This window comes from Azospirillum palustre (assembly GCF_002573965.1).
GTDB lineage: Bacteria > Pseudomonadota > Alphaproteobacteria > Azospirillales > Azospirillaceae > Azospirillum > Azospirillum palustre.
The window spans coordinates 709200-729466 of record NZ_PDKW01000043.1 but is presented as its reverse complement, the minus strand read 5'-3'; the positions used below and the strand labels follow the sequence as shown (position 1 = coordinate 729466).

The 20267-nt window shown below is 67.2% G+C and carries 23 protein-coding genes; 4 read left to right on the top strand and 19 right to left on the bottom strand.

The window, feature by feature from the left end; genetic code table 11:
• Nucleotides 1-7: 7 nt before the first annotated feature.
• Both CRT60_RS25860 and CRT60_RS25855 read right to left on the bottom strand, forming a co-directional pair.
• Nucleotides 8-919, bottom strand: a complete 912-nt coding sequence (locus tag CRT60_RS25860) for a CDP-alcohol phosphatidyltransferase family protein (RefSeq protein ID WP_098739397.1) — start codon at nt 917-919, stop codon at nt 8-10.
• Nucleotides 916-1614: a phosphatidylserine decarboxylase gene (locus CRT60_RS25855; protein WP_244592759.1), complete on the bottom strand. Its 699-nt coding sequence runs from the start codon at nt 1612-1614 to the stop codon at nt 916-918. Before CRT60_RS25855 ends, CRT60_RS25860 begins: the two co-directional genes overlap by 4 nt.
• A gap of 131 nt (nt 1615-1745) precedes the next feature.
• Here CRT60_RS25855 and CRT60_RS25850 point away from each other — a divergent pair, with 131 nt between their 5' ends.
• Entirely contained in the window at nt 1746-2216 is a 471-nt protein-coding gene (locus tag CRT60_RS25850) for a hypothetical protein (RefSeq protein ID WP_098739395.1), read from the top strand.
• A gap of 58 nt (nt 2217-2274) precedes the next feature.
• Here CRT60_RS25850 and CRT60_RS25845 read toward each other — a convergent pair whose 3' ends face one another.
• The 4 genes from CRT60_RS25845 to CRT60_RS25830 all read right to left on the bottom strand — a co-directional run bounded on the left by CRT60_RS25845 (nt 2275) and on the right by CRT60_RS25830 (nt 7064).
• Nucleotides 2275-3363, bottom strand: a complete 1089-nt coding sequence (locus tag CRT60_RS25845) for a BMP family ABC transporter substrate-binding protein (protein WP_098739394.1) — start codon at nt 3361-3363, stop codon at nt 2275-2277.
• 93 nt (nt 3364-3456) lie between these two features.
• Nucleotides 3457-4386, bottom strand: coding sequence for an ABC transporter permease (locus CRT60_RS25840; RefSeq protein ID WP_098739393.1), 930 nt, complete (start codon nt 4384-4386; stop codon nt 3457-3459).
• On the bottom strand, nt 4383-5459 hold the full coding sequence (locus tag CRT60_RS25835; RefSeq protein WP_098739392.1) for an ABC transporter permease: 1077 nt from the start codon (nt 5457-5459) through the stop codon (nt 4383-4385). Before CRT60_RS25835 ends, CRT60_RS25840 begins: the two co-directional genes overlap by 4 nt.
• 27 nt (nt 5460-5486) lie before the next feature.
• Nucleotides 5487-7064, bottom strand: a complete 1578-nt coding sequence (locus CRT60_RS25830) for an ABC transporter ATP-binding protein (RefSeq protein WP_098739391.1) — start codon at nt 7062-7064, stop codon at nt 5487-5489.
• A 275-nt stretch (nt 7065-7339) separates the two neighbouring features.
• Between CRT60_RS25830 and ygfZ the strand changes: the two genes are divergently transcribed.
• Together ygfZ and CRT60_RS25820 are read left to right on the top strand one after the other, a co-directional pair.
• A complete protein-coding gene (gene ygfZ, locus CRT60_RS25825) occupies nt 7340-8254 on the top strand; it encodes a CAF17-like 4Fe-4S cluster assembly/insertion protein YgfZ (protein ID WP_098739390.1) in 915 nt (304 codons plus the stop codon).
• A 94-nt stretch (nt 8255-8348) separates the two neighbouring features.
• Entirely contained in the window at nt 8349-8891 is a 543-nt protein-coding gene (locus CRT60_RS25820) for a PRC-barrel domain-containing protein (protein ID WP_098739389.1), read from the top strand.
• A gap of 42 nt (nt 8892-8933) precedes the next feature.
• On the opposite strand, the gene CRT60_RS25815 is transcribed toward CRT60_RS25820, so the two are convergent.
• Genes CRT60_RS25815 through crcB form a run of 4 tightly spaced genes read right to left on the bottom strand, consistent with a single transcriptional unit; the run spans nt 8934 to nt 11787 of the window.
• Nucleotides 8934-9629 (bottom strand): ATP12 family chaperone protein, encoded by a 696-nt coding sequence (locus CRT60_RS25815; protein ID WP_098739388.1) that lies wholly within the window; start codon nt 9627-9629, stop codon nt 8934-8936.
• 3 nt (nt 9630-9632) lie between these two features.
• A complete protein-coding gene (locus tag CRT60_RS25810) occupies nt 9633-10319 on the bottom strand; it encodes an HAD-IA family hydrolase (protein WP_098741032.1) in 687 nt (228 codons plus the stop codon).
• Entirely contained in the window at nt 10319-11386 is a 1068-nt protein-coding gene (locus tag CRT60_RS25805; protein WP_098739387.1) for an RluA family pseudouridine synthase, read from the bottom strand. Before CRT60_RS25805 ends, CRT60_RS25810 begins: the two co-directional genes overlap by 1 nt.
• Entirely contained in the window at nt 11386-11787 is a 402-nt protein-coding gene (gene crcB, locus CRT60_RS25800) for a fluoride efflux transporter CrcB (protein ID WP_098739386.1), read from the bottom strand. Before crcB ends, CRT60_RS25805 begins: the two co-directional genes overlap by 1 nt.
• Before the next feature lie 109 nt (nt 11788-11896).
• On the opposite strand from crcB, the gene CRT60_RS25795 reads away from it, so the two are divergent.
• Nucleotides 11897-12460 (top strand): cysteine hydrolase family protein, encoded by a 564-nt coding sequence (locus CRT60_RS25795; RefSeq protein ID WP_098739385.1) that lies wholly within the window; start codon nt 11897-11899, stop codon nt 12458-12460.
• 7 nt (nt 12461-12467) lie between these two features.
• Here CRT60_RS25795 and CRT60_RS25790 read toward each other — a convergent pair whose 3' ends face one another.
• From CRT60_RS25790 to mce, 9 genes are all read right to left on the bottom strand, one after another.
• The gene (locus tag CRT60_RS25790; protein WP_098739384.1) at nt 12468-13325 is read right to left on the bottom strand and encodes a dienelactone hydrolase family protein; all 858 of its coding nucleotides are present in this window, start codon (nt 13323-13325) and stop codon (nt 12468-12470) included.
• 120 nt (nt 13326-13445) lie between these two features.
• Entirely contained in the window at nt 13446-14186 is a 741-nt protein-coding gene (locus CRT60_RS25785) for an ABC transporter ATP-binding protein (RefSeq protein ID WP_098739383.1), read from the bottom strand.
• Nucleotides 14179-15426, bottom strand: a complete 1248-nt coding sequence (locus CRT60_RS25780) for a lipoprotein-releasing ABC transporter permease subunit (RefSeq protein ID WP_098739382.1) — start codon at nt 15424-15426, stop codon at nt 14179-14181. Before CRT60_RS25780 ends, CRT60_RS25785 begins: the two co-directional genes overlap by 8 nt.
• A 163-nt stretch (nt 15427-15589) precedes the next feature.
• Complete coding sequence (proS, locus tag CRT60_RS25775; protein ID WP_098739381.1) at nt 15590-16903, bottom strand: proline--tRNA ligase; 1314 nt, start codon at nt 16901-16903, stop codon at nt 15590-15592.
• A gap of 155 nt (nt 16904-17058) precedes the next feature.
• Complete coding sequence (locus CRT60_RS25770) at nt 17059-17535, bottom strand: hypothetical protein (RefSeq protein ID WP_098739380.1); 477 nt, start codon at nt 17533-17535, stop codon at nt 17059-17061.
• 17 nt (nt 17536-17552) lie between these two features.
• Nucleotides 17553-18452, bottom strand: coding sequence for a hypothetical protein (locus tag CRT60_RS25765; RefSeq protein ID WP_098739379.1), 900 nt, complete (start codon nt 18450-18452; stop codon nt 17553-17555).
• 491 nt (nt 18453-18943) lie between these two features.
• On the bottom strand, nt 18944-19519 hold the full coding sequence (locus CRT60_RS25760) for a DNA-3-methyladenine glycosylase I (protein ID WP_098739378.1): 576 nt from the start codon (nt 19517-19519) through the stop codon (nt 18944-18946).
• A gap of 21 nt (nt 19520-19540) precedes the next feature.
• A complete protein-coding gene (locus tag CRT60_RS25755) occupies nt 19541-19795 on the bottom strand; it encodes a DUF1467 family protein (RefSeq protein WP_098739377.1) in 255 nt (84 codons plus the stop codon).
• Between the two features lie 56 nt (nt 19796-19851).
• Entirely contained in the window at nt 19852-20256 is a 405-nt protein-coding gene (gene mce, locus CRT60_RS25750; protein WP_098739376.1) for a methylmalonyl-CoA epimerase, read from the bottom strand.
• Between the last annotated feature and the right edge of the window lie 11 nt (nt 20257-20267).

The following is a 20267-nucleotide window of genomic DNA, read 5'->3' as shown; positions in this document are numbered from 1 at the left end:
AAGCCGGTCAGCCCGGCTTCCGTGCCTCGTCCTCGGGTATCGCTGCTTCCGGAGCCTGCGATCCGGCTTCCTGCGTCTCGGGCAGCGGTTCGCCGATCTCCGTGCGCATCAGTTCCGCAGCCCGTTGCAGCTTGCGGAACTGGGCGATGGAGAATGGCAGGCTGACCATATAGGCGATGCCGACGATGGAAAGCGTCCACCAGGGCTGGCTGACCATCATCGCCGCCAGCAGCCCGACGCCGGCCAGAGCCGGCACCACCCAATGGGCCGGGACCCGGGCACCCTTGAAGGAGAAGGTCGGCAGGATGCTGACCATCAGCCCGCCGATCAGCAGGGTCCACGGCACGATGACGGCCGGATGGCCGGGCAACTCCGGACCGATCTCGAATCCCAGGATCATCGGCAGCAGGACGAGGCCGGCCCCGGCCGGCGCCGGCACGCCGGTGAAGTAGTTGTAGGCCCAGGGCGGCAGGTCGACCACGCCGAGCCGCGAGTTGAAGCGCGCCAGCCGCAAGGCGCAACACACGGCATAGGCCATGGCGGCGATCCAGCCCAGGCTGCCCGCGCCGTTCAGCCCCCACAGATACATCATGAAGGCGGGGGCGACGCCGAAGCTGATGGCGTCGGACAGGCTGTCCAGCTCCGCCCCGAACTTGCTCTGCCCGTTCAGCAGGCGGGCGATCCGGCCGTCCAGCGCATCCAGGATGGCGGCGATGACGATGGCGATGACCGCCGGCTCCCACCGCTCCTGCATGGCGAATCGGATCGCGGTCAGGCCGGAGCAGAGCGCCAGCACCGTCAGAACGTTCGGCAACAGGTGGTTGATCGACAGCCCTTTCAGCCGCGGATGCGGCCGGCCGGGACGGCGCGCCCGGTGCGGGCGGAAGATCTGCTGGCGGAAGACGGGCGGTCGTTTCATCGCCGCACATCCCCCTGCCGCTGCGCTTCGGTCCCGTGCAGGTCGGCCAGGATCGTCTCGCCGCCGATGGCGGTCTGGCCGACGCAGACCAGCGGGGCGACGCCGTCGGGCAGATAGATGTCGGTGCGGCTGCCGAATCGGATCAGGCCGAAGCGCTCGCCCGCCTTCACCTGCTGCCCGGCCTTGACCCACCACAGGATGCGGCGCGCCACCAGACCGGCGATCTGGACATAGGCGATCTCGCGCCCGTCCGGCAGGCGGTGGCGGAAGGCCATCCGCTCGTTCTCGTCGCTCGCCTTGTCCAGCGCGGCGTTGACGAAAGTGCCCTTGTGGTATTCGGCGGCCACGATGGTGCCGTCTGCCGGCACGCGGTTGACGTGGACGTTGAAGACGTTGAGGAACACGCTGATCCGGGTCAGCGCCTTGTCCCCCATGCCGAGTTCCTTCGGCGGAACCGCCTGGACGATCATGGTGACGCGCCCGTCTGCCGGGCTGACCAGCAGGCCGGGCCGCGTCGGCGTGACCCGGTCGGGATCGCGGAAGAAGTAGGCGCACCACAGGGTGAGCACCAGGCCGATCCAGCCGAGCGGCGCCCATACGGCGAGACCCAGGATCAGGGAGACCACCGCGAAACCGGCGATGAAGGGCCAGCCGGCACGGTGGATGGGGACGACGACGGTATCGATGGCGGACATCGCCTGCTTTCTTCGTATTTTCAGACCACAGCGAACAGCCATTCTAGCTGTGCGTTGCAAGCCTTTACAGAATTTTAGCGGCCGGAGCCCATGCTGTCGTCTCCATTGCCCCTGAAGCCGAGCGTGCCGCCTTGTCCGTTCCCGATCTGAAGACCATTCAATCGCTGGCCGAAGTGCCGGACGGCGCCCTGCCCATCAATCCCGGCTCTATCGAGATGACGCCCGAGGGCGTTCTCGGCATCGCCAGACCGCCCCGCCCCTGCAAGCTGACCTTCATGGCCGACGGGCTGCCCTTCAACGTCGCCGTCCGGCACGAAGGGCCGGAGGACGGCGGCGGCTCGATCTGCCAGATCTGGGCGGATGTCGGCCACGTGCCCTACACCGCTCAGGCTCCCGAGCGCCGCCGCGCCCTGCTGGCGGTCCTGCGCGGGATCGAAGGGCTGCCGCATGTCCGCTTCATCGTGCAGGGCGGACAGAAGATCATCCTGTTCTCGGAAATCCGGCTGGAACACCACGCCTCGCCCGAGGACCTGTTCCACCAGACCATCCTGGTCCTGCAGGAAGCGCGGCCGTTCCTGCGCCTGCTGGGCGAGTATCTGTAGGATAGGCGTTGCTGAGGACCGGAGGTTTCCACCCCCGGTCCTCAGCACCATGCGGTGCTTACTTCGGAACCTTGCCCTGCACGCCTTCGACGTACCAGTCCATCTTCAGGATCTGCTCGTCGGTGGCGGTCTTGCCTTCCGGAATCACGACCTTGCCGGACTGGTCCTTGACCGGGCCCTGGAAGGAGTGGCGCTTGCCGGACACGATGTCGGCCTTGATCTGGTCGGCCATCTTCACGACGTCGGCCGGGATCGCCGGGTTGTAGGGGGCCAGCTCGACCATGCCGGTGCTGATGCCGCCCCAGGTGTCGATCGGCTTCCAGCTGCCGTCGAGAACCGCCTTCACGCGGTCGACATAGTAGCCGTTCCAATCCTCGACGATCGCGGTCAGGTGCGACTTCGGACCGAAGCGGGTCATGTCCGACGACTGGCCGACCGACCACAGGCCGCGCTCCTGCGCGGTCTGGATCGGGGCCGGGCTGTCGGTGTGCTGGACGATGATGTCGGCACCCTGGTCGATCAGCGCCTTGGCCGCCTCGGCTTCCTTGCCGGGATCGTACCAGCTGTTGACCCAGACCACGCGGACCTCGGCCTTCGGGTTCTGCTCGCGCAACGCGATGGTGAAGGCGTTGATGCCGCCGACCACCTCGGGAATCGGGTAGGAGCCGATGTAGCCGATGATGTTCGACTTGGTCATCTTGCCGGCGATGGCGCCCACCACCGTGCGGCCCTCATAGAAGCGGCCGGAATAGGTCGCGACATTCTCGGCGCGCTTGTAGCCGGTGGCGTGCTCGAACTTCACGTCGGGATGGCGCTTGGCCACCTTCAGCGTCGGGTTCATGAAGCCGAAGGAGGTGGTGAAGATCAGCTTGTGGCCGCTGGCCGCCAGCTGTTCGATCACGCGCTCGGCGTCGGCGCCTTCCGGCACGTTCTCGACGAAGGTGGTGGTGACCTTGTCGCCCAGCGCCTTCTCGACGGCCAGACGGCCCTGGTCGTGCTGATAGCTGTAGCCATGGTCGCTGACCGGGCCGACATAGACGAAGCCGACCTTCAGCTTCTCCTGCGCGAAGGCGGAGCCCATGCCCGCGCCCAGCCCCACGCTCAGCGCGATCGCGGCACCGGCCAGACCCAGCACCGTCTTGCCCATCGTCCTTCTGTTCACGTCGACGCTCCTTCTTGATGTCGTGAGAGTTCTTGATGTCGTGAGATATGGGCTTTGTTTCGTTTTCAAAACGACGCGTCAAGCATCGGGATGAAACAGTTTTCCCAGACAGGCCGGCGCGTTCAGGCGGATGCGGGCGACGTCCCGCGAAATCAGCACCAGGACCAGAACGGTAGCCAGATACGGCAGCATCGACAAGAGCTGCGACGGCACGTCGATGCCCAGCCCCTGGACATGCAGCTGCAGGATGGTGACGCCGCCGAACAGCCAGGCGCCGAGCATGGCGCGCACCGGCTTCCAGGTGGCGAAGACCACCAGCGCCAGCGCGATCCAGCCGCGGCCCGAGGTCATGTTCTCCGCCCACATCGGCGTGTAGTCCATCGACAGGAAGGCGCCGCCCAAACCGGCCATGGCGCCGCCGAACAGGATGGCGAAGAAGCGGATGCGCAGGACCTTGTAGCCCAGCGCATGGGCGGCCGTGTGGTTCTCTCCCACCGCGCGCAGGACGAGGCCGGCGCGGCTGCGGTAGAGGAACAGATGGACCAGCGGGACGGCGGCAATCGCCAGATAGACCATGATGTCCTGGCCGAACAGCGCCTGCCCCACCACCGGCAGGTCGGTCAGGCCGGGGATGTGGAGCTTCGGCAGGCCCTCCAGCGGGATGCCGACGAAACCCTGGCCGATCAGCGCCGACAGGCCGACGCCGAACAGGGTCAGTGCGAGACCGGTCGCCACCTGGTTGGCGAGCAGGAACAGGGTCAGCACGGCGAACAGCGAGGCGGTGGCGGCACCGGCGAGGGCAGCGACGAGGAAACCGGTGACGGCGCTGCCGGTCTGCACGGTCACGGCGAAGCCGCAGACGGCGCCGACCAGCATCATGCCCTCGACACCCAGGTTGAGGACACCCGACTTCTCGACCACCAGCTCGCCCAAGGCGGCGAACAGCAGCGGCGTCGCCGCCGCGAACATGGCGGCCAGGATCGGGCCGATCAGGGCAAGGTCGCTCATGCCGCGGCCCTCCGCGCACCGAAGCGGACCCGGTAGCGGATCAGCACGTCGCTTGCCAGCAGGAAGAAAAGAAGCATGCCCTGGAACACTCCGGTGATGGCCTTGGGCAGGCCCATGGCGATCTGCGCCGCCTCGCCGCCGATGAAGGACAGCGCCATCAGCAGCGCCGCCAGCAGGATGCCGACCGGGTGCAGCCGGCCCAGGAAGGCGACGATGATGGCGGTATAGCCGTAGCCGGGCGAAATGCTGGCGGTGATCTGGCCGATGGGGCCGGCGACCTCGCCCATGCCGGCGATGCCGGCCAGGGCACCCGACAGCAGCAGGGTCAGCCAGACGATCCGCTTCTGGTCGAAGCCGGCATAGCCGGCGGCGGCCGGCGTCAGGCCGATCACCTTGATCTGGAAGCCGATGAAGGTCCGCGCGATCAGCAGCCAGCCACCCGCCAACGCCAGCAGGGCCAACAGCGCACCCAGATGGACGCGGGTCCCGGCCCACAGGATCGGCAGTGTGGCATCGGCCTCGAACAGCCGCGATTCGGGGAAGGCGAAGCCGTCGGGATCGCGGAAGGGGCCATGGACCACATAGTTCAGCAGCAGCAGCGCCACATAGTTCAGCATCAGGCTGGTCAGGATCTCGCTGGCGTTGAAGCGGAGCCGCAGAAAGGCCGGCACCGCCGCCCAGACCGCCCCGCCGATGGCCCCGCCGATCACCATCATCGGCAGCAGCCACCAGCCGCCTTCGCCATAGAAGGCCAGCGCCAGCCCGCCGCCGGTGATGGCGCCCAGCGTCAGCTGCCCTTCGGCACCGATGTTCCAGACATTGGCGCGGAAACCGATGGCGAGCCCGACGGCGCACAGCACCAGCGGCGTCGCCTTCACCACCAGTTCGCCGACGCCGCGGACCGAAGTCACCGGCGCGACGAAGAAGGAATAGAGCGCCTTCAACGGGTCGAAGCCCATTGCCAGGAACAGGATGAAGCCGCTGAGCAGGGTCAGCGCCACCGCCAGCAGCGGCGTGACGTAGACCATGGTCTTCGACGCCTGCCCGCGCGGTTCAAGACGGATGAAGCTCATGCGGCGTCTCCGGTGCTCAAAAAACCATCAGACCGCACGCGTGATCTCCCCGTCTTCGTCCGGCGGCGTGCCGAACAGGCCGCCCATCAGCAGGCCGATGCGTTCCACACTCGTCTCGTGCGTCGGCCGGCTGTCGGACAGGCGGCCGTGGAACAGCACGGAAATCCGGTCGCTCAGCACGAACAGCTCGTCCAGATCCTGGCTGATGACCAGCACCGCCGCACCCGACCGTGCCAGATCGATCAGCGCCTTGTGGATCGCGGCGGCAGCGCCGGCATCGACCCCCCAGGTCGGCTGGCCGACCACCAGAAGCTTGGGCTTCTGCAGGATTTCGCGGCCGATGATGAATTTCTGCAGATTGCCGCCCGACAGCGATCGCGCCTCCGCCCGATGACCATGCGCCACGACGTTGAAGCCGCGGATGATCGTCTCGGCATAGGCGCGGGCGCGGGCGAAATGGACCATGCCGCCGCGCACCAGCGGCTCGCGGGCATAGCCGGACAGCAGCGCGTTCTCCGACAGGCTCAGTTCCGGCACCGCACCGCGGCCCAGCCGCTCCTCCGGCACGAAGGCAAGGCCGAGCGTCCTGCGGGCCCGTGGCCCGAGGTGCCCGGCCGACGTGCCCTCGATCACCACGGCTTCGGCGTCGGCAAGCAGAACCTCGCCGCTCAAGGCCGCCATCAGCTCCGCCTGCCCGTTTCCGGCGACACCGGCGATGCCGAGGATCTCGCCCGCCCGCACCTCGAAATTGACGTCCTTCAGGTTGGTGGCGAAGGGATTGTCGGAGGTGGTGGACAGGTGGTGAACCGTCAGGCGGGCAACGCCGGCCACACCCTGCGGCGGCCGTTCGGGGGTGGACAGCTCCGCCCCCATCATCATCTCGGCAAGGCTGCGCGCAGTCTCCCGCCGCGGATCGGCGGCGCCCACCACCTTGCCGGCGCGCAGCACGGTGGCGCGGCTGCACAGGGCGCGGATTTCCTCCAGCTTGTGCGAGATGTAGAGGATCGTGCAGCCCTCCGCCGCCAGGACGCGCAGCGTCTCGAACAGCTTGGCCGCCTCCTGCGGCGTCAGGACGGAGGTCGGCTCGTCCATGATCAGCAGCTTCGGATCCTGCAACAGACAGCGCACGATCTCGACCCGCTGGCGCTCGCCCACCGACAGGTGGAAGACGTGGCGGCCGGGGTCCAGCGCCAGACCGTAGCGTTCCGACACCTCGCGGATGCGGCCGGCGAGCTGGTCCATCGGCCCGGCATTGTCGAGGCCGAGCGCGATGTTCTCGGTCACCGTCAGCGTGTCGAACAGCGAGAAATGCTGGAACACCATGCCGATGCCGAGACGGCGCGCGCCGGCCGGGTCGGGAACAACCGTTTCCGCCCCCTGCCACAGCATGGTTCCGGAATCGGGGTGCAACACCCCGTAGATCATCTTGACCAGGGTGGACTTGCCGGCCCCGTTCTCACCCAGCAGCGCATGGATCTCACCCGGTTGCAGGACGAGATCGACATGGTCGTTGGCCAGACAGCCGGGGAATCGCTTGGTGATGCCGCGCAGCTCCAAACGGGGCAGCGGAGCGTCCGGGGGGTAGGTCTCGGCGTGCGAAGGCAAGGAGGAGCAATCCGGAATAAGGTCAAACCTGTATGGCATTGCCAAAGCCGTGCCACCGCTACCAACAGAGTAATCCGGCGGCACCACCGGCCGTCAACAACCGATCCTCTGCCCAACGGTGATGCATCTGCCGCTTTGGTCATCATGCCACAGTCGGCTTCCGCAACCCAGCCCTTCGCCCAGCTCATTGCCGGGTACATTGCAGTGCGGCAGGCCCTTGCCAGCCGGGCCGTTCCGCCCAACACTTCAGTCGATTGGATGATGTGGAGGCGGGGATGTCGGCGGGTTACGCAGTTCTGGGCCAGCGGAGCGTGGTGGCGGTTACGGGCGAGGACCGCAAGGCGTTCCTGCAAGGGCTGGTGTCCAACGACGTGCTGCGGGTCACGCCGGACCGTGCCGCCTATGCCCTGTTCCTGACGCCGCAGGGCAAGTTCCTTCATGATTTCAACCTGGTCGAGTCGGGAGCAGAATCGGATGCCGCGCTGCTGCTGGACCCGGAGACGGACCGCCGCGCCGACCTGCTGCGCCGGCTGAAGATGTACAAGCTGCGTTCGAAAATCGCGCTCGAGGACCGGACGGAGCAGCTTCGCGTGGTCGTCGCCTTCGGGGACGGCGCGCTGGAGGCGCTGGGCCTGCCGGCCGAACCGGGTGCGGCACGGGCTTTCGCCGGCGGCGTCGCCTTCACCGACCCGCGGCTGCCGGCGCTGGGGGCCCGCCTCTTCCTGCCGGCGGACGGGCTTGCGGCATTGGAGGCGGCCGGTCTGGCGCCGCGCGAGGTCGCGGACTACGACCGGCTTCGGCTGTCGCTCGGCATCCCCGACGGCACGCTGGACCTGATCCCGGAGAAATCAATCCCGCTGGAAAGCCGGATGGATGCGCTGAACGCGATTTCCTGGGACAAGGGTTGCTACATGGGGCAGGAGCTGACCGCCCGCACCAAGTACCGCGCCCTCATCAAGAAAAAGCTGTTCCCGGTCACCGTCGATGGACCGGCGCCGGACACCGGCACCCCGGTGACGCTGGACGGCAAGGAAGTCGGCGAGATGCGCAGCGGCCGCGACGGCGCCGCACTCGCTTTGCTGCGGCTGGAGGATGTGCAGCGCGCGGCAGAGAATGGGCTGACCTTCCAGGCAGGGCCGGCGGTTCTGACGCCGCGCGAACCCGGATGGGACCATACCACGAAGGGTTAGCCCCACACCGAAAGAGTTCCCGGAAGGAGTGATCAAACGGGCTTCGCTTCTGTTGTTGTGGTGTCTTCAGACACAACGACAAAGGAGCCACCCCATGCGTCGCACCCTGATCGTCACCGCCGCCTCGCTGGCTCTCATGACGGGCGTCGCCGTCGCGCAGACCTCGTCGCCGACCGTGGGCAACCCGTCCTCGTCCACGTCCAGCATGTCGAACACCGCAACGCCGGACAGCGCCACCGGCAGCGGCATGACCAAGTCCAGCCCGACGGGCGGCCAGCTCGCCAGCGCCGACGAACTGATCGGCAAGAACGTCTATGGCCGAGATAACAACAAGATCGGTGAGGTCGACGACGTCATCCTCGACGGCACCGGCCAGGCCAAGCAGCTGGTCATCAGCTCCGGCGGCTTCCTCGGCATCGGCGAGAAGCAGGTCGCGGTCGACTACAGTGCCGCCAACTGGGATTCGCAGAACAACCGCCTGAACCTCGCCGGCATGAGCCGCGACGACGTCAAGGCGATGCCGGACTTCAAGTACGACGACACCATGACGTCGCTGTACAAGAACCGCAAGCCGGCGGAGAAGGAAACGGTCGCCCCGGGCGCCGCCCCGACGACCGGCGCCACCACGGCGAAGTAAGAGCTGCCTGAGTTGTGAGGTGGGGGCATCCGCCCCCGCCCGTCATCCCCGCAGCAAATCCGCGAAACGCCGACAGGCCACGATCTCCGCGCGAACGTTCGCGCGGCGTTTCGTGGCCTCCGCGTCTTCGCCCCACTGCTCAATCTGGTAGGTTTCGTCCAGTTGCGAGACCTCGAACGCCTCTTCGGCGCTGAGACGGCCCTCCAGCAAAGCCAGCGCCACGATGATCGACCCGCACACGCCGGTCGCGGTCTGAAGCGCGGACAGATGCCAGTCGTCCGTCCGCTCCACCACCCGGCGCAGGGCGGCCAGAGCCTCCTCGGGCTGCGGCCTCGGCATCAGCCCGGCGCAGACACGCAGCGGGGCGTCGTAGGTCAGCGCCGCCCAATCCAGCAGAGGCTGCCAGAGCTGCGCCTGCCGCTCCACCAGCGGCTGGGGATGTTCGGCGCGGTAGCACAGCAGGTCGGTTTCGGCATAGGCGCTGATGGCGGGGACGATCTCCGGCCGCTTGGCCGGGATCAGGTCGACCGCAGTGCTCGACAACTGCATCAGCGGCATCGCATGGGCGTCGATCCGGTCGCCCTGCGCCGCCCATTCGTCGGCCACGCCCTGGGCCAGCGGCAGGCTGGGGAAGACCAGCGGCGCCTTGGCCGGGCTGCGCACCGGACGACCGTCCAGTTCGACCCGGAAACCGCCCTCGGTCTCGCCGACGCCCGCCGCCTTGTAGAAACGCTTCATCGCTTACCCTTCCAAAAGCTCCAGCACCGCGGTGGCGACGTCGCGCCCGCGGTGGACGATGCGGTCGGCCCCGGCCCGCTCCAGCTCCGGCACCGCGTGGTAACCCCAGGAGACGCCGACCGACCGCACACGCGCGTTGCGGGCCATCTGGATGTCGTAGGTCGTGTCGCCGATCACGACAGTCGCGGCCTCTTCCGCACCGGTCTCCGCCAGCGCACGCTGCACCATGTGCGGGTTGGGCTTGCCGGGACCGACATCGGCGGTCTGCAAGGTGATGAAACGCCCGGTCAACCCATGGCCCTTCAACACCGCATCCAGCCCCCGGCGCGATTTGCCGGTGGCCACACCCAGCAGCACCCCGGCTTCCTCCAGCGCCGCCAGCGTGTCGAGGATGCCGGGGAACAGCGGTTCGTCCACCTCGCCGCGGCTGCGGGCGCTGGAGAAGGCGCGCTTGTAGCTTTCCGCCACCGCGACATGCAGGTCGGCATCCCGCTGCGGCAGCAGCAGGGCCACCGCCTCCACCAGCGACAGCCCGACCATGCGGCGGACATCGGCCGGATCGGGCTCGCCAAGCCCATGTTCGGCCCAGGCCCGGGTCATGGCGTCGATGATGGCGAACTGGCTGTCGACCAGCGTGCCGTCGCAGTCGAAGAGGGCGAGGCGCAGCGGCGATTTCCCCGGCGGGACCATCATTCGAAATCCTCGAACGGGTCATCGCGCAGGTTGGGGCTGAAGCCGAAATATTTCCAGGTCGCCTGCATGTGGTCGGGCAGCGGCGCCATCACGTCGATGGTCTTGCCGCCGCGCGGATGCGGCAGGATCAGCCGGCGGGCGTGCAGGTGCAGTTTCTTCGCAACCTCCGCCCCGCCGGCCAGAAAGGCGCCCTGCCCCGCATATTTTCCATCACCCAGGATCGGCGTGCCGACGGCGGCCATGTGGACGCGCAGCTGGTGGGTGCGCCCGGTCAGCGGCCACATGGCGACGAAGGCAGCCTGCTTGCCGACATTCTCCTGCACCGAATAGACGGTGACGGCGCGCTTGCCCTCTTCCTTGTTCTCCGCCACCCGCTCGCCATGCGGGCCGCCTTCCTTGGCCAGCGCCAGATCGATCTTGCCCTGGTAGGGCGTCGGCACGCCGACGGTGACGGCCCAGTAGATCTTGCGCACCGCACTGCCGCGGAACAGCTCGGTCAGCTTGCTGGCGGCGAAGGTGGTGCGGGCCAGCAGCAGGACGCCGGAGGTGTCCTTGTCCAGCCGGTGGACCAGCTTCGGCCGTTCGTTGCCGTCGAAGCGCAGGGCGTCGAGCATGGCGTCGAGATGCTTGGAGGTGCCGGTGCCGCCCTGCACCGCCAGACCGGGCGGCTTGTTGATGGCGATCACTTCGGCGTCGCGATAGAGCACCAGCGCCTGCAACTCGGCGATCTGCTTGTCCGACATGCCCTTGGGCTTGCTGCTCCCCTGACCCGGTCCCCTGACCGGTGCGGCCCAGGCGGCCAGCGGCGGGATGCGCACGCCCTGCTTGGCCACCAGCCGCGTCGAGGTCTCCGCCCGCTTGCCGTCGACGCGGACCTGACCGGTGCGCAGCAGCTTTTGCAGGTAGCTGTGGTTCACGTCGGGGAAATGCCGCTTGAACCAGCGGTCGAGCCGCATGTCGGCCTCGTCGGCCGTGACGATGCGGGTTTCGACCTTGCTGTCGCTTTTCGCTTCGGTCGACGCGGTATCGGCGTGATCGGCAGTGGGCTTGGGAGAGTCAGTCATCAGAGGGACACCGAAACAAGAGAACGCACGGCCCACAGGCCGGCAAAGAAGCCCACCACGCTGAACAGCGTCGAGGCGAGGAAGTATCCCGCCGCCGCGGCGATCTCGTCACGGGCGACGAGGACACCGATGTCCAGCGTGAAGGAAGAGAAAGTGGTGAAGCCGCCCAGGATGCCCACCAGAAGGAAGGCGCGCAGCTCGGGCGACGGCGACCATGTCAGCGCCGCCAGTTCCGACAGCACCCCCATCACCGTGCAGCCGATCACATTGACGACGATCGTCCCCGCCGGAAAGCGGGTGCCGACCCATTGTGCGATCACGAGCAACATCAGGTAACGCGCCACCGAACCGGCGGCACCGCCGGCGGCGACGGCGAGCAAGGACAGGGGGGATGCGAGCACGGCGCCTCCGAACGAGCGCTGGGATAGGGAAACGGGGGTGGAGCGCCGGATTAGAGCCAGAAACCGCCGGACTTGTCACGCGATGGACAATCGCGGCAGGATCGCAGTCATGGAAAAGCTTCTCTTCAACGCCGCTTTGCTGGTCATCGACCTGCAAAAGGCCATCGACGACCCGCGCTGGGCCCTGGTCGGCCCGCGCAATAACCCGCAGGCGGAGGCCAACGTCGCGGCGCTGCTGGCCGCATGGCGGCGGGACGCCCGGCCCATCGTCCATATCCGCCACGATTCGGTGGAGCCGCACTCCAGCTACCGCCCCGGCGGTCCCGGCCATCCCTTCAAGGAGGAGGCAAGGCCGCTGCCCGGCGAGACCGTGATCGGCAAGCGGGTGAACAGCGCCTTCATCGGCACCGGGCTCGACGAGTGGCTGCGCGGCCGCGGAATCGCCACGCTGGTGGTGGCCGGCGTGATCACCAACAACAGCGTCGAGGCGACGGTGCGGATGGCCGGCAACCTCGGCTACGACGTGCGTCTGGTGGCCGACGCCTGCTTCACCTTCGCCAGGAAAGACCGGTCGGGGAGGCTGCGGACGGCCGACGAGGTCCACGACTTGTCGCTCGCCAACATGGACGGCGAATATGCGACGGTCGTGGATACGGCGGCCGTGCTGGGCTGAACGCCCCTTACGCCAGCTTCGCCTTCAGGAACTCCACCGTCCGCTTCCAGGCCAGATCGGCGGCCTCCTTGTTGTAGCGCTCCGCCGACGTGTCGTTGTGGAAGGCGTGGTTGACGCCGTCATAGACGTGGATCTGGTGTTCGACATGCGCCTTCTTCAGCGCCTCGTCGTACGCCGGGATGCCGGCGTTGATGCGCTGGTCCAGCCCGGCATAATGCAGCAGCAGCGGCGACTTGACCGTGGCGACCAGCGCCGGGTCAGGGGTCGGGCCGTAGAAGGCGACGCCGGCCTTCAGGTCGGGCGCCTTGATCGCCAGCCGGTTGACCATGCCGCCGCCCCAGCAGAAGCCGACCGCCCCGACCTTCGCCGAGGAATATCGATAGGCCATCAGGTAGCTCATCGCCGCGATCAGGTTGTTGACCGTCTTGTCGGTGTCGAGCTGGCCGATCATGTCGCGCGCCTTGTCGGGATCCTGCGGCGTGCCGCCCAGCGGCGACAGCAGATCCGGGGCAAACGCCACGAAGCCTTCGGTGGCGAGGCGGCGGGTGACGTCCTCGACATAGGCGTTCAGGCCGCGGTTCTCGTGAATGACGACCACCGCCGGAGCCTTGTCCGCCAGCTTCGGCCGGGCGATATAGCCGGACACGTCGCCGGTCGCCCCCTGGAAGGACACCTTTTCCGCCGCCAGACGGGTGTCGTCCTCGCCGACCACGGCGGCGCGGGCGTAGTTCGGCTCAATCGCCGACAGGATCGCGGGAATCGCTGCCGCACTGCCGGCCAGCGCGGCCAGCCGCTCCAGGAAGACCCGGCGCGGCAGCGGCGCGTGGGTGTATTCGTCGTAAAGATCGATGATCCGCTGGTCCATCCCCGATGCCCCTGTTTTGCCTCGTGCCGCAGCTCAGCCGGTGCGGTCGCGCATGAGAGTGGTGGCGATGCACCGGCTTGGCAACCGGGAGACGGATCCGCTTTCGGCCTATGACGCCGCTTATCGGGCTTCCGACGCCACCTCGCTCAGCGGCACCAGTTCCGACGGCTGGTATTCCACCAGAAGGCCGTCGCGCATCTCCAGCACCCGGTCCATGCGGCGGGCAAGGTCGAGATTGTGGGTGGCGACCAGGGCGCCGACCTTGGCCTGCCGGACGATGGCCGACAGCATGGTGAAGACATGCTCCGCCGTGTGCGGGTCGAGGTTGCCGGTCGGCTCGTCGGCGATCAGCAGCGACGGGGCGTTCGCCAGCGCGCGGGCGATGGCGACGCGCTGCTGCTCGCCGCCCGACAGGCGGGCCGGGCGGTGGGTGCCGCGCTGCTCCAGCCCGACCATGCGCAGAAGCTCGTCGGCGCGCTGGCGGGCGACCGACTTCGACACGCCGGCGATCATCTGCGGCAGGACGATGTTCTCCCGCGCCGAGAATTCCGGCAGCAGATGGTGGAACTGGTAGACGAAGCCGATGGAGCGGCGCCGCACCTCGGTCCGCTTGCCGTCGTCCAGATTGGACACATCGGAGCCGGCGATGCGCACCGTGCCGCCGGTCGGCCGTTCCAGCAGGCCGGCGATGTGCAGCAGCGTCGATTTGCCGGCACCCGACGGGCCGACCAGCGCCACCAGTTCGCCGCCGCCGACCGTCAGGTCGACGCCGCGCAGCACCTCCAGCGTCTCGCCCGCCTGTTCGAAGCGGCGGACGATCCCCTTCAGCTCCAGCATCGGCTGCATGACGGCGTCACTCATAGCGCAGGGCCTCCACCGGGTCGAGCCGGGCGGCGCGCCAGGACGGGTAGATGGTGGCGGCGAAGGACAGGCCGAGCGCCATCAGCGTCACCTGGGTCACCTCGCTCCAGTCGATCTTGGCCGGCAGGTGGGACAGGAAATAGATTTCGGCATTGAACAGGTTGGTGCCGGTCAGACCCTGGATGACCTGCCGGATGCTCTCGATGTTCAGCGCGAAGGACACGCCGAGTGCGAGACCCAGCAGGGTCCCGGTCACGCCGACGCTGGCGCCGGACAGGAAGAAGATGCGCATGATCATGCCGCGCGTCGCCCCCATGGTGCGCAGGATCGCAATGTCGCGCCCCTTGTCCTTCACCAGCATGATCAGGCTGGAGATGATGTTGAAGGCCGCCACCATGATGATCAGCGACAGGATCAGGAACATCACGTTGCGTTCGACCTGGAGTGCGGTGAAGAAGCTGGCGTTCGACTGCTGCCAGTCGACCACCCTGCCCTCTCCCGCCACCACCGACTGGACGGCGGACCGGGCCGCGGCGATCTGCATCGGGTCGCTGACGAAGACCTCGAGCGAGGTCACGGCGTCGCCGGTGCGGAAGAAGGCCTGCGCCTCCTCCAGCGGCAGGAAGATGAAGCTGTTGTCGTATTCGAACATGCCGACGTCGAAGATCGCGCCGATGGGATAGCTGCGCATCCGCGGCACGGTGCCGAAGGCGGTGACGTTGCCCTGGGGTGCGATCAGCGTGATCTGGTCGCCGACCGACAGGCCCAGGCGCTGGGCCATGCGCACGCCGATGGCGACGCGGTCCTCCCCGAACTCGTCGACCGAGCCGCGGATGACGTTGTTGGCCAACGTCGGCCGCACCTTGAAGTCTTCCGCCCGCACGCCGCGGATGACGGCGCCGGAGGCGACGCCACGCACCGACACCAGCGCCTGCCCCTCCACCGTCGGGGTGACGTTGACGACGCCCGGCGTGTTGCGCAGCTTGCCGGCCAGGATGTCGAAATCCGGCAGCGGTCCGCCGCGCGAGCTGTAGACGTTGAGATGTCCGTTCAGACCAAGCACCCGGCCCAGCAGCTCCGCCCGGAAGCCGTTCATCACCGCCATCACGATGATGAGGGTCGCCACGCCGAGCGCGATGCCCACCAGCGAGAACCCCGCGATGACCGAGATGAACCCTTCCTGGCGGCGTGCCCGGAGGTAACGCATCGCGACCATGCGTTCGAAGGCGTTGAAGATCATGAGGCGGGGGTCCTGTGGCGGGGGCCTGTAGATAGGCGGAAGCGATGCCCTACATAAGAACGTGAGCGTGGCGGGAAAAGGGCAAAGCCCGGATCGCCGGCAGGGCGAAGCCCGGATCGCCGATGGTCATGGCGATCCGGGCTTCCTCTTCGAGCTGAGCCGATCAGCCCAGCAGCTTCGCCAGCGCCGCCTCGACCGGCAGCTCTTCCTTCTCGCCGGTGGCGCGGCGCTTCAGCTCGACGACGCCGTTCTTCAGGCCGCGCGGGCCGACGACCAGCTGCCAGGGAACGCCGATCAGGTCCATGTCGGCGAACTTGGCGCCGGGGCGCTCGTCGCGGTCGTCATAGGCGACCTCCAGACCAGCCGATTCGAGCTTCGCATACAGCTCGGCGCAGACGCGGTCGGTCTCGGCGTCGCCGGACTTCAGGTTGATCAGGCCGACGTTGAAGGGCGCCACGGCGTCCGGCCAGATGATGCCGTTGTCGTCGTGGCTGGCCTCGATGATCGCACCCATCAGGCGCGACACGCCGATGCCGTAGCTGCCCATCTCCACCGGGATCGACTCGCCGTTCGGGCCGGCGACCACCGCGTTCATCGGCTTGGAGTATTTGGTGCCGAAATTGAAGATGTGGCCGACCTCGATGCCGCGGGCGGAGACCAGATCGGCCTCCGGAACCGGGCTGTTGGCCGGGTCGTGCTTCTCGTCGGTCGCCGCATAGATCGAGGTGATGCGGTCGAAGAAGGGCTGCAGGTCGTCCTCCATGCCGGGGGCGTCCTTCAGCACATCCAGGTTCATCCAGTCCTTGTGGCAGAAGACGCCGCTCTCGCCGGTCTCGGCCAGGATGATGAACTCGTGGCTGAGGTCGCCGCCGATGGGGCCGGTGTCGGCGCGCATCGGGATCGCCTTCAACCCGATGCGGGCGAAGGTGCGCAGGTAGGCCAGAAACATCTTCTGGTAGGAGCGCCGGGCGCCAGCCGCGTCGATGTCAAAGGAATAGGCGTCCTTCATCAGGAATTCACGGCCGCGCATCACGCCGAAGCGCGGGCGGATCTCGTCACGGAACTTCCACTGGATGTGGTAGAGGTTCAGCGGCAACTGGCGGTAGCTCTTGACGAAGGACCGGAAGATGTCGGTGATCATCTCCTCGTTCGTCGGACCGAACAGCATCTCGCGGTCGTGACGGTCGGTGATGCGCAGCATCTCCTTGCCGTAATCGTCGTAACGGCCGCTCTCGCGCCACAGATCGGCCGACTGGATGGTCGGCATCAGCAGTTCCTGCGCGCCGGCGGCGTCCTGCTCCTCGCGGACGATCTGCTCGATCTTGCGCAGAACCCGATAGCCCAGCGGCAGCCAGGCATAGATGCCGGCGCTGGTCTGGCGGATCATCCCGGCCCGCAGCATCAGGCGGTGCGAGACGATCTGCGCCTCGGTCGGGGTCTCCTTGAGGGTCGGCATGAAGAAGCTGGACAGCCGCATGGCTCTGTTCTCGTGTGCGAGGTGTTCGACAAGGCCGACGTGCCCACTGCTTCGCAACGAAAGAGCGGACACGACGGCGGATGAGCGACTTTAGGAAGGTCGCCCTCACTTGTCCACTGTAAGCCCCCCGCCGGCAGTCCCGCCTGCCCCTCTCCCTACCGGGTGCGGCAATAGGCGTAGAGGCGCTCCTCGGCGCCCGGATCGATCGGCTGGCCGTTCAGGTAGAGCCGGTCGCCGACGACGCTGAGCCAGACCGCTGTGATGTCGTTCGGCAGATGGGGAACCGACGGCAGGGCGACGCCCATCCGCCGGGCAAGATCGACCGACAGCGGCAGGTCGATGGGAATCGGCGGCTGCGTACCGGCAGTGCCCGGCAGATCGGCCGGCGCCACCGCCCGGCCATTGACATCGACGCCCGGCCGATACTCGACATCGGCGGCCGGCAAGTGGCGGGTCAGGCGCTGGCACAGCGACAGGTCGATCACAGGCCGGTCGCCGGCCGGACTGCTGCGGGCCGCATCGGGTGTCAGCGGGATCGGACCGGGAAGCGGCTGCGGCGACTGCGCCGGGGCCGGAACCGGGGCCAGGGAAAGCACCAGGGCCGCCAGCCCGGCGCGCACGGACCGGCGCACAGGGGCTTCGCGCGGGGTCACAGCGTGTGCCGTTCGGCCACCGGGGCCGGATTGCGCATGGCCTTCCAGTAGATCGACAGGTAGGGCATTCCTTTTTCCGCCTCCTCCTGGGTCCGCGCCGACTGGCGGATGTATTTGCCGATGAAGGGCTTGTTCACATGCTCCAGGTCGACCGCCGCCTTCAGCACCAGGAACTCGCCGATCTTGTCCGGCAGATTGTAATGCCATTTCTGCAGGCAGTCGGAGGTCACACCCGGCTTCGCCTGTTCGGGCTCGGGCAGATAAAACTCCTGATGGTGGTACTGCGAGATTTCCTTCCACGCCTGCGCCACCCGGCCCGGCTTCAGGCGCGGCAGCGCCTTCAGGATGCGGACATCGTCATGGAACAGCGGCAGGAAGCCGCGCTTTTCCGCCAGTTCGGTCAGCATCGTGTGAAGCCCGGCCATCACGCCGCCCTCACCACCGCCGCCGCCGTCGCTGCCCGTCTTTTCCTCCCGCCTTCGGCCGAACAGGGCGCTGAAGAAGCCCTTCTTCGGCTTGGACTGGCTGCTGTTGCCGCCGTCCTGACCGATCTTGCGCTCGTCCCACAGCGAGTCCCAGGCAAATTCCCAGGCCGTGAAGATGGCGTTGGAGCGGTCGTCGAGAACGGTCAGCAGATACTCCCGCCCTTCCCGCGCCCAGTCGACGTCACCGACGATGGCGCGCACCGGACGGCGGCTGAGCACGACCGGCAGAATGCCGACGCGCACCAGTTCCTGATAGAACTCGACGAAGGACGGAGTCTGGATGAAGGGCAGGACCGAGCATGGCTGTTGCTCAGGCGCCAGCAGCTCCATGCTTTTCTTGGTACGCTCCAACAGTTCGGCCGCCACAACCGCCGCGAACTGATTGAACCGTTCGTTTTCATTCGCGGCCATCGGCGCCTCGACTGTCGTCCCTTTCCTGCCGCCCGCCGGAGCGGGCAAAGGTCCAGCTGGATACGCGAGCAAAGCGGAAAGCCCCCGGACGGCATGGCCCCCCCGGTGGCGATCTGAAAACCCGGCTGAACGCCCGCACTGGGGAAACCCCACCACAGGAACTAAGCCGAGCAACGCTACCAAGTAAACCGTTAACGTTTTCTGGACCATCGGCGGAAATTTCCTGTCCCCGCCGCACCGCCCGATACCGACCCGCATCGGATGGAAAAGAAAAGGCCGCGCGGCGAATGCGGCGCGGCCTATCGAGTTTAGGGAGGAATCGCCACCAGGCGTCGGAAAGGGGGGAAGATCCCCCCTCGTCACCAGAAAAGAGTGGACCCGAGCCGTGGTCATAGCAAGCCTAAAACAGAGGCAGAGCCACCTCATGCACAAAATACTTGCATTTTTGCCCAGCCTTTCAGCGTTTGCCGCGGTTCTGGGCGGGCTTTTGCTTATTCCTTAGGCTGATACCCGCGATAACCGGCATCCATTGCGGCTTTCCACGGCGGATTTAGCCCCAGCACCACCGCTTGGACCGGACAGTCGGACTGATGGGCACCCGGCAGGTAACCCAGGCTCATCAGGAATTCGCCGACGATCTCGCCGCCGGTGAAGCGGAAAGTGCGGCCGAACAGCTTCACCCATTCCGCCTTGGACAGCGGATGGTGGGCACGCAGCCAGCCGTCGAAGGAACCGTGGGTTTCCCGCAGCGCGACGATGCGGCGGGCATTCTCGATCACCGCATCCACCTTCAGGCGGTTGCGGATGATGCCGGCATCGGCCAGCAGCCGCGCCCGCTCGGCCTCGCCATAGGCGGCAACCCGGTCGATGTCGAAGCTGTCGAAAGCGGCACGGAAAGCATCCCGCTTCTTCAGGATGGTCAGCCAGGACAGGCCGGCCTGGTTGATCTCCAGCACGAGACGCTCGAACAGCACCCGGTCATCGCTGCTGGAAAAGCCGTATTCGCCCTCGTGGTAGGGACCGTGATGGGGATGGCCGGGTGCGGCCGCGCAATAGGTCAGGCTCACCCGCCCTGCTCCTCTGTGTCGTCAGAACATGTCCCGCGCCATGTCGCGGAAGGAAACGAGGCCGGACCGCTCGATGCCGAAAATCACCAGCCACACCAGCAGGGCGACCAGCGACGTGATGATGAATTTGCGCAGAATGCGCGGCTCGACCGGTGCGGAGGAGGCCATGCCGGGTTCCGGCGTCTCCGGGGTCCTGACGCCCCAGGGCAGCACCGCGAACAGCACCACCCACCACACGACGATGTAGACGAAGGCCGCAGTCACCCAGTTGTCCATCGCCTTCTCCGCATTTCAGTCGATCGGACCCGCAGCAGGCCCGTGGCCGTTCACGATCAGGCCTGTTCCAGTTCCACCAGCGTCCCGCAGAAATCCTTCGGATGCAGGAACAGCACCGGCTTGTCATGGGCGCCGATCTTCGGCTCGCCGTCGCCCAGCACGCGGGCCCCCTGCTCCTTCATCCGGTCGCGGGCGGCCAGGATGTCCTCCACCTCGTAGCAGATGTGGTGGATGCCGCCGGATGGATTCTTTTCAAGGAATCCGGCAATCGGCGACTTCTCCCCGAAGGGATGCAGCAGTTCGATCTTGGTGTTGGGCAGCGTGACGAAGACGACGGTGACGCCATGCGGCGGCAGGTCCACCGGCTGCGACACCGCGGCGCCCAGAGTGTCGCGGTAGAGCGCGGTCGCCGCCGGCAGGTCCGGAACGACGATGGCGACGTGGTTGAGCTTCCCGATCATGCGTGTCCTCT

Bases quoted from the DNA above. Each gene is read 5' to 3' on its own strand.
- CRT60_RS25860 (WP_098739397.1), bottom strand. From the start codon at position 919: ATGAAACGACCGCCCGTCTTCCGCCAGCAGATCTTCCGCCCGCACCGG.
- CRT60_RS25855 (WP_244592759.1), bottom strand. From the start codon at position 1,614: ATGTCCGCCATCGATACCGTCGTCGTCCCCATCCACCGTGCCGGCTGG.
- CRT60_RS25845 (WP_098739394.1), bottom strand. From the start codon at position 3,363: ATGGGCAAGACGGTGCTGGGTCTGGCCGGTGCCGCGATCGCGCTGAGC.
- CRT60_RS25840 (WP_098739393.1), bottom strand. From the start codon at position 4,386: ATGAGCGACCTTGCCCTGATCGGCCCGATCCTGGCCGCCATGTTCGCG.
- CRT60_RS25835 (WP_098739392.1), bottom strand. From the start codon at position 5,459: ATGAGCTTCATCCGTCTTGAACCGCGCGGGCAGGCGTCGAAGACCATG.
- ygfZ (WP_098739390.1), top strand. From the start codon at position 7,340: ATGTCGGCGGGTTACGCAGTTCTGGGCCAGCGGAGCGTGGTGGCGGTT.
- CRT60_RS25820 (WP_098739389.1), top strand. From the start codon at position 8,349: ATGCGTCGCACCCTGATCGTCACCGCCGCCTCGCTGGCTCTCATGACG.
- CRT60_RS25815 (WP_098739388.1), bottom strand. From the start codon at position 9,629: ATGAAGCGTTTCTACAAGGCGGCGGGCGTCGGCGAGACCGAGGGCGGT.
- CRT60_RS25810 (WP_098741032.1), bottom strand. From the start codon at position 10,319: ATGGTCCCGCCGGGGAAATCGCCGCTGCGCCTCGCCCTCTTCGACTGC.
- CRT60_RS25805 (WP_098739387.1), bottom strand. From the start codon at position 11,386: ATGACTGACTCTCCCAAGCCCACTGCCGATCACGCCGATACCGCGTCG.
- CRT60_RS25795 (WP_098739385.1), top strand. From the start codon at position 11,897: ATGGAAAAGCTTCTCTTCAACGCCGCTTTGCTGGTCATCGACCTGCAA.
- CRT60_RS25790 (WP_098739384.1), bottom strand. From the start codon at position 13,325: ATGGACCAGCGGATCATCGATCTTTACGACGAATACACCCACGCGCCG.
- CRT60_RS25785 (WP_098739383.1), bottom strand. From the start codon at position 14,186: ATGAGTGACGCCGTCATGCAGCCGATGCTGGAGCTGAAGGGGATCGTC.
- CRT60_RS25780 (WP_098739382.1), bottom strand. From the start codon at position 15,426: ATGATCTTCAACGCCTTCGAACGCATGGTCGCGATGCGTTACCTCCGG.
- proS (WP_098739381.1), bottom strand. From the start codon at position 16,903: ATGCGGCTGTCCAGCTTCTTCATGCCGACCCTCAAGGAGACCCCGACC.
- CRT60_RS25765 (WP_098739379.1), bottom strand. From the start codon at position 18,452: ATGGCCGCGAATGAAAACGAACGGTTCAATCAGTTCGCGGCGGTTGTG.
- CRT60_RS25755 (WP_098739377.1), bottom strand. From the start codon at position 19,795: ATGGACAACTGGGTGACTGCGGCCTTCGTCTACATCGTCGTGTGGTGG.
- mce (WP_098739376.1), bottom strand. From the start codon at position 20,256: ATGATCGGGAAGCTCAACCACGTCGCCATCGTCGTTCCGGACCTGCCG.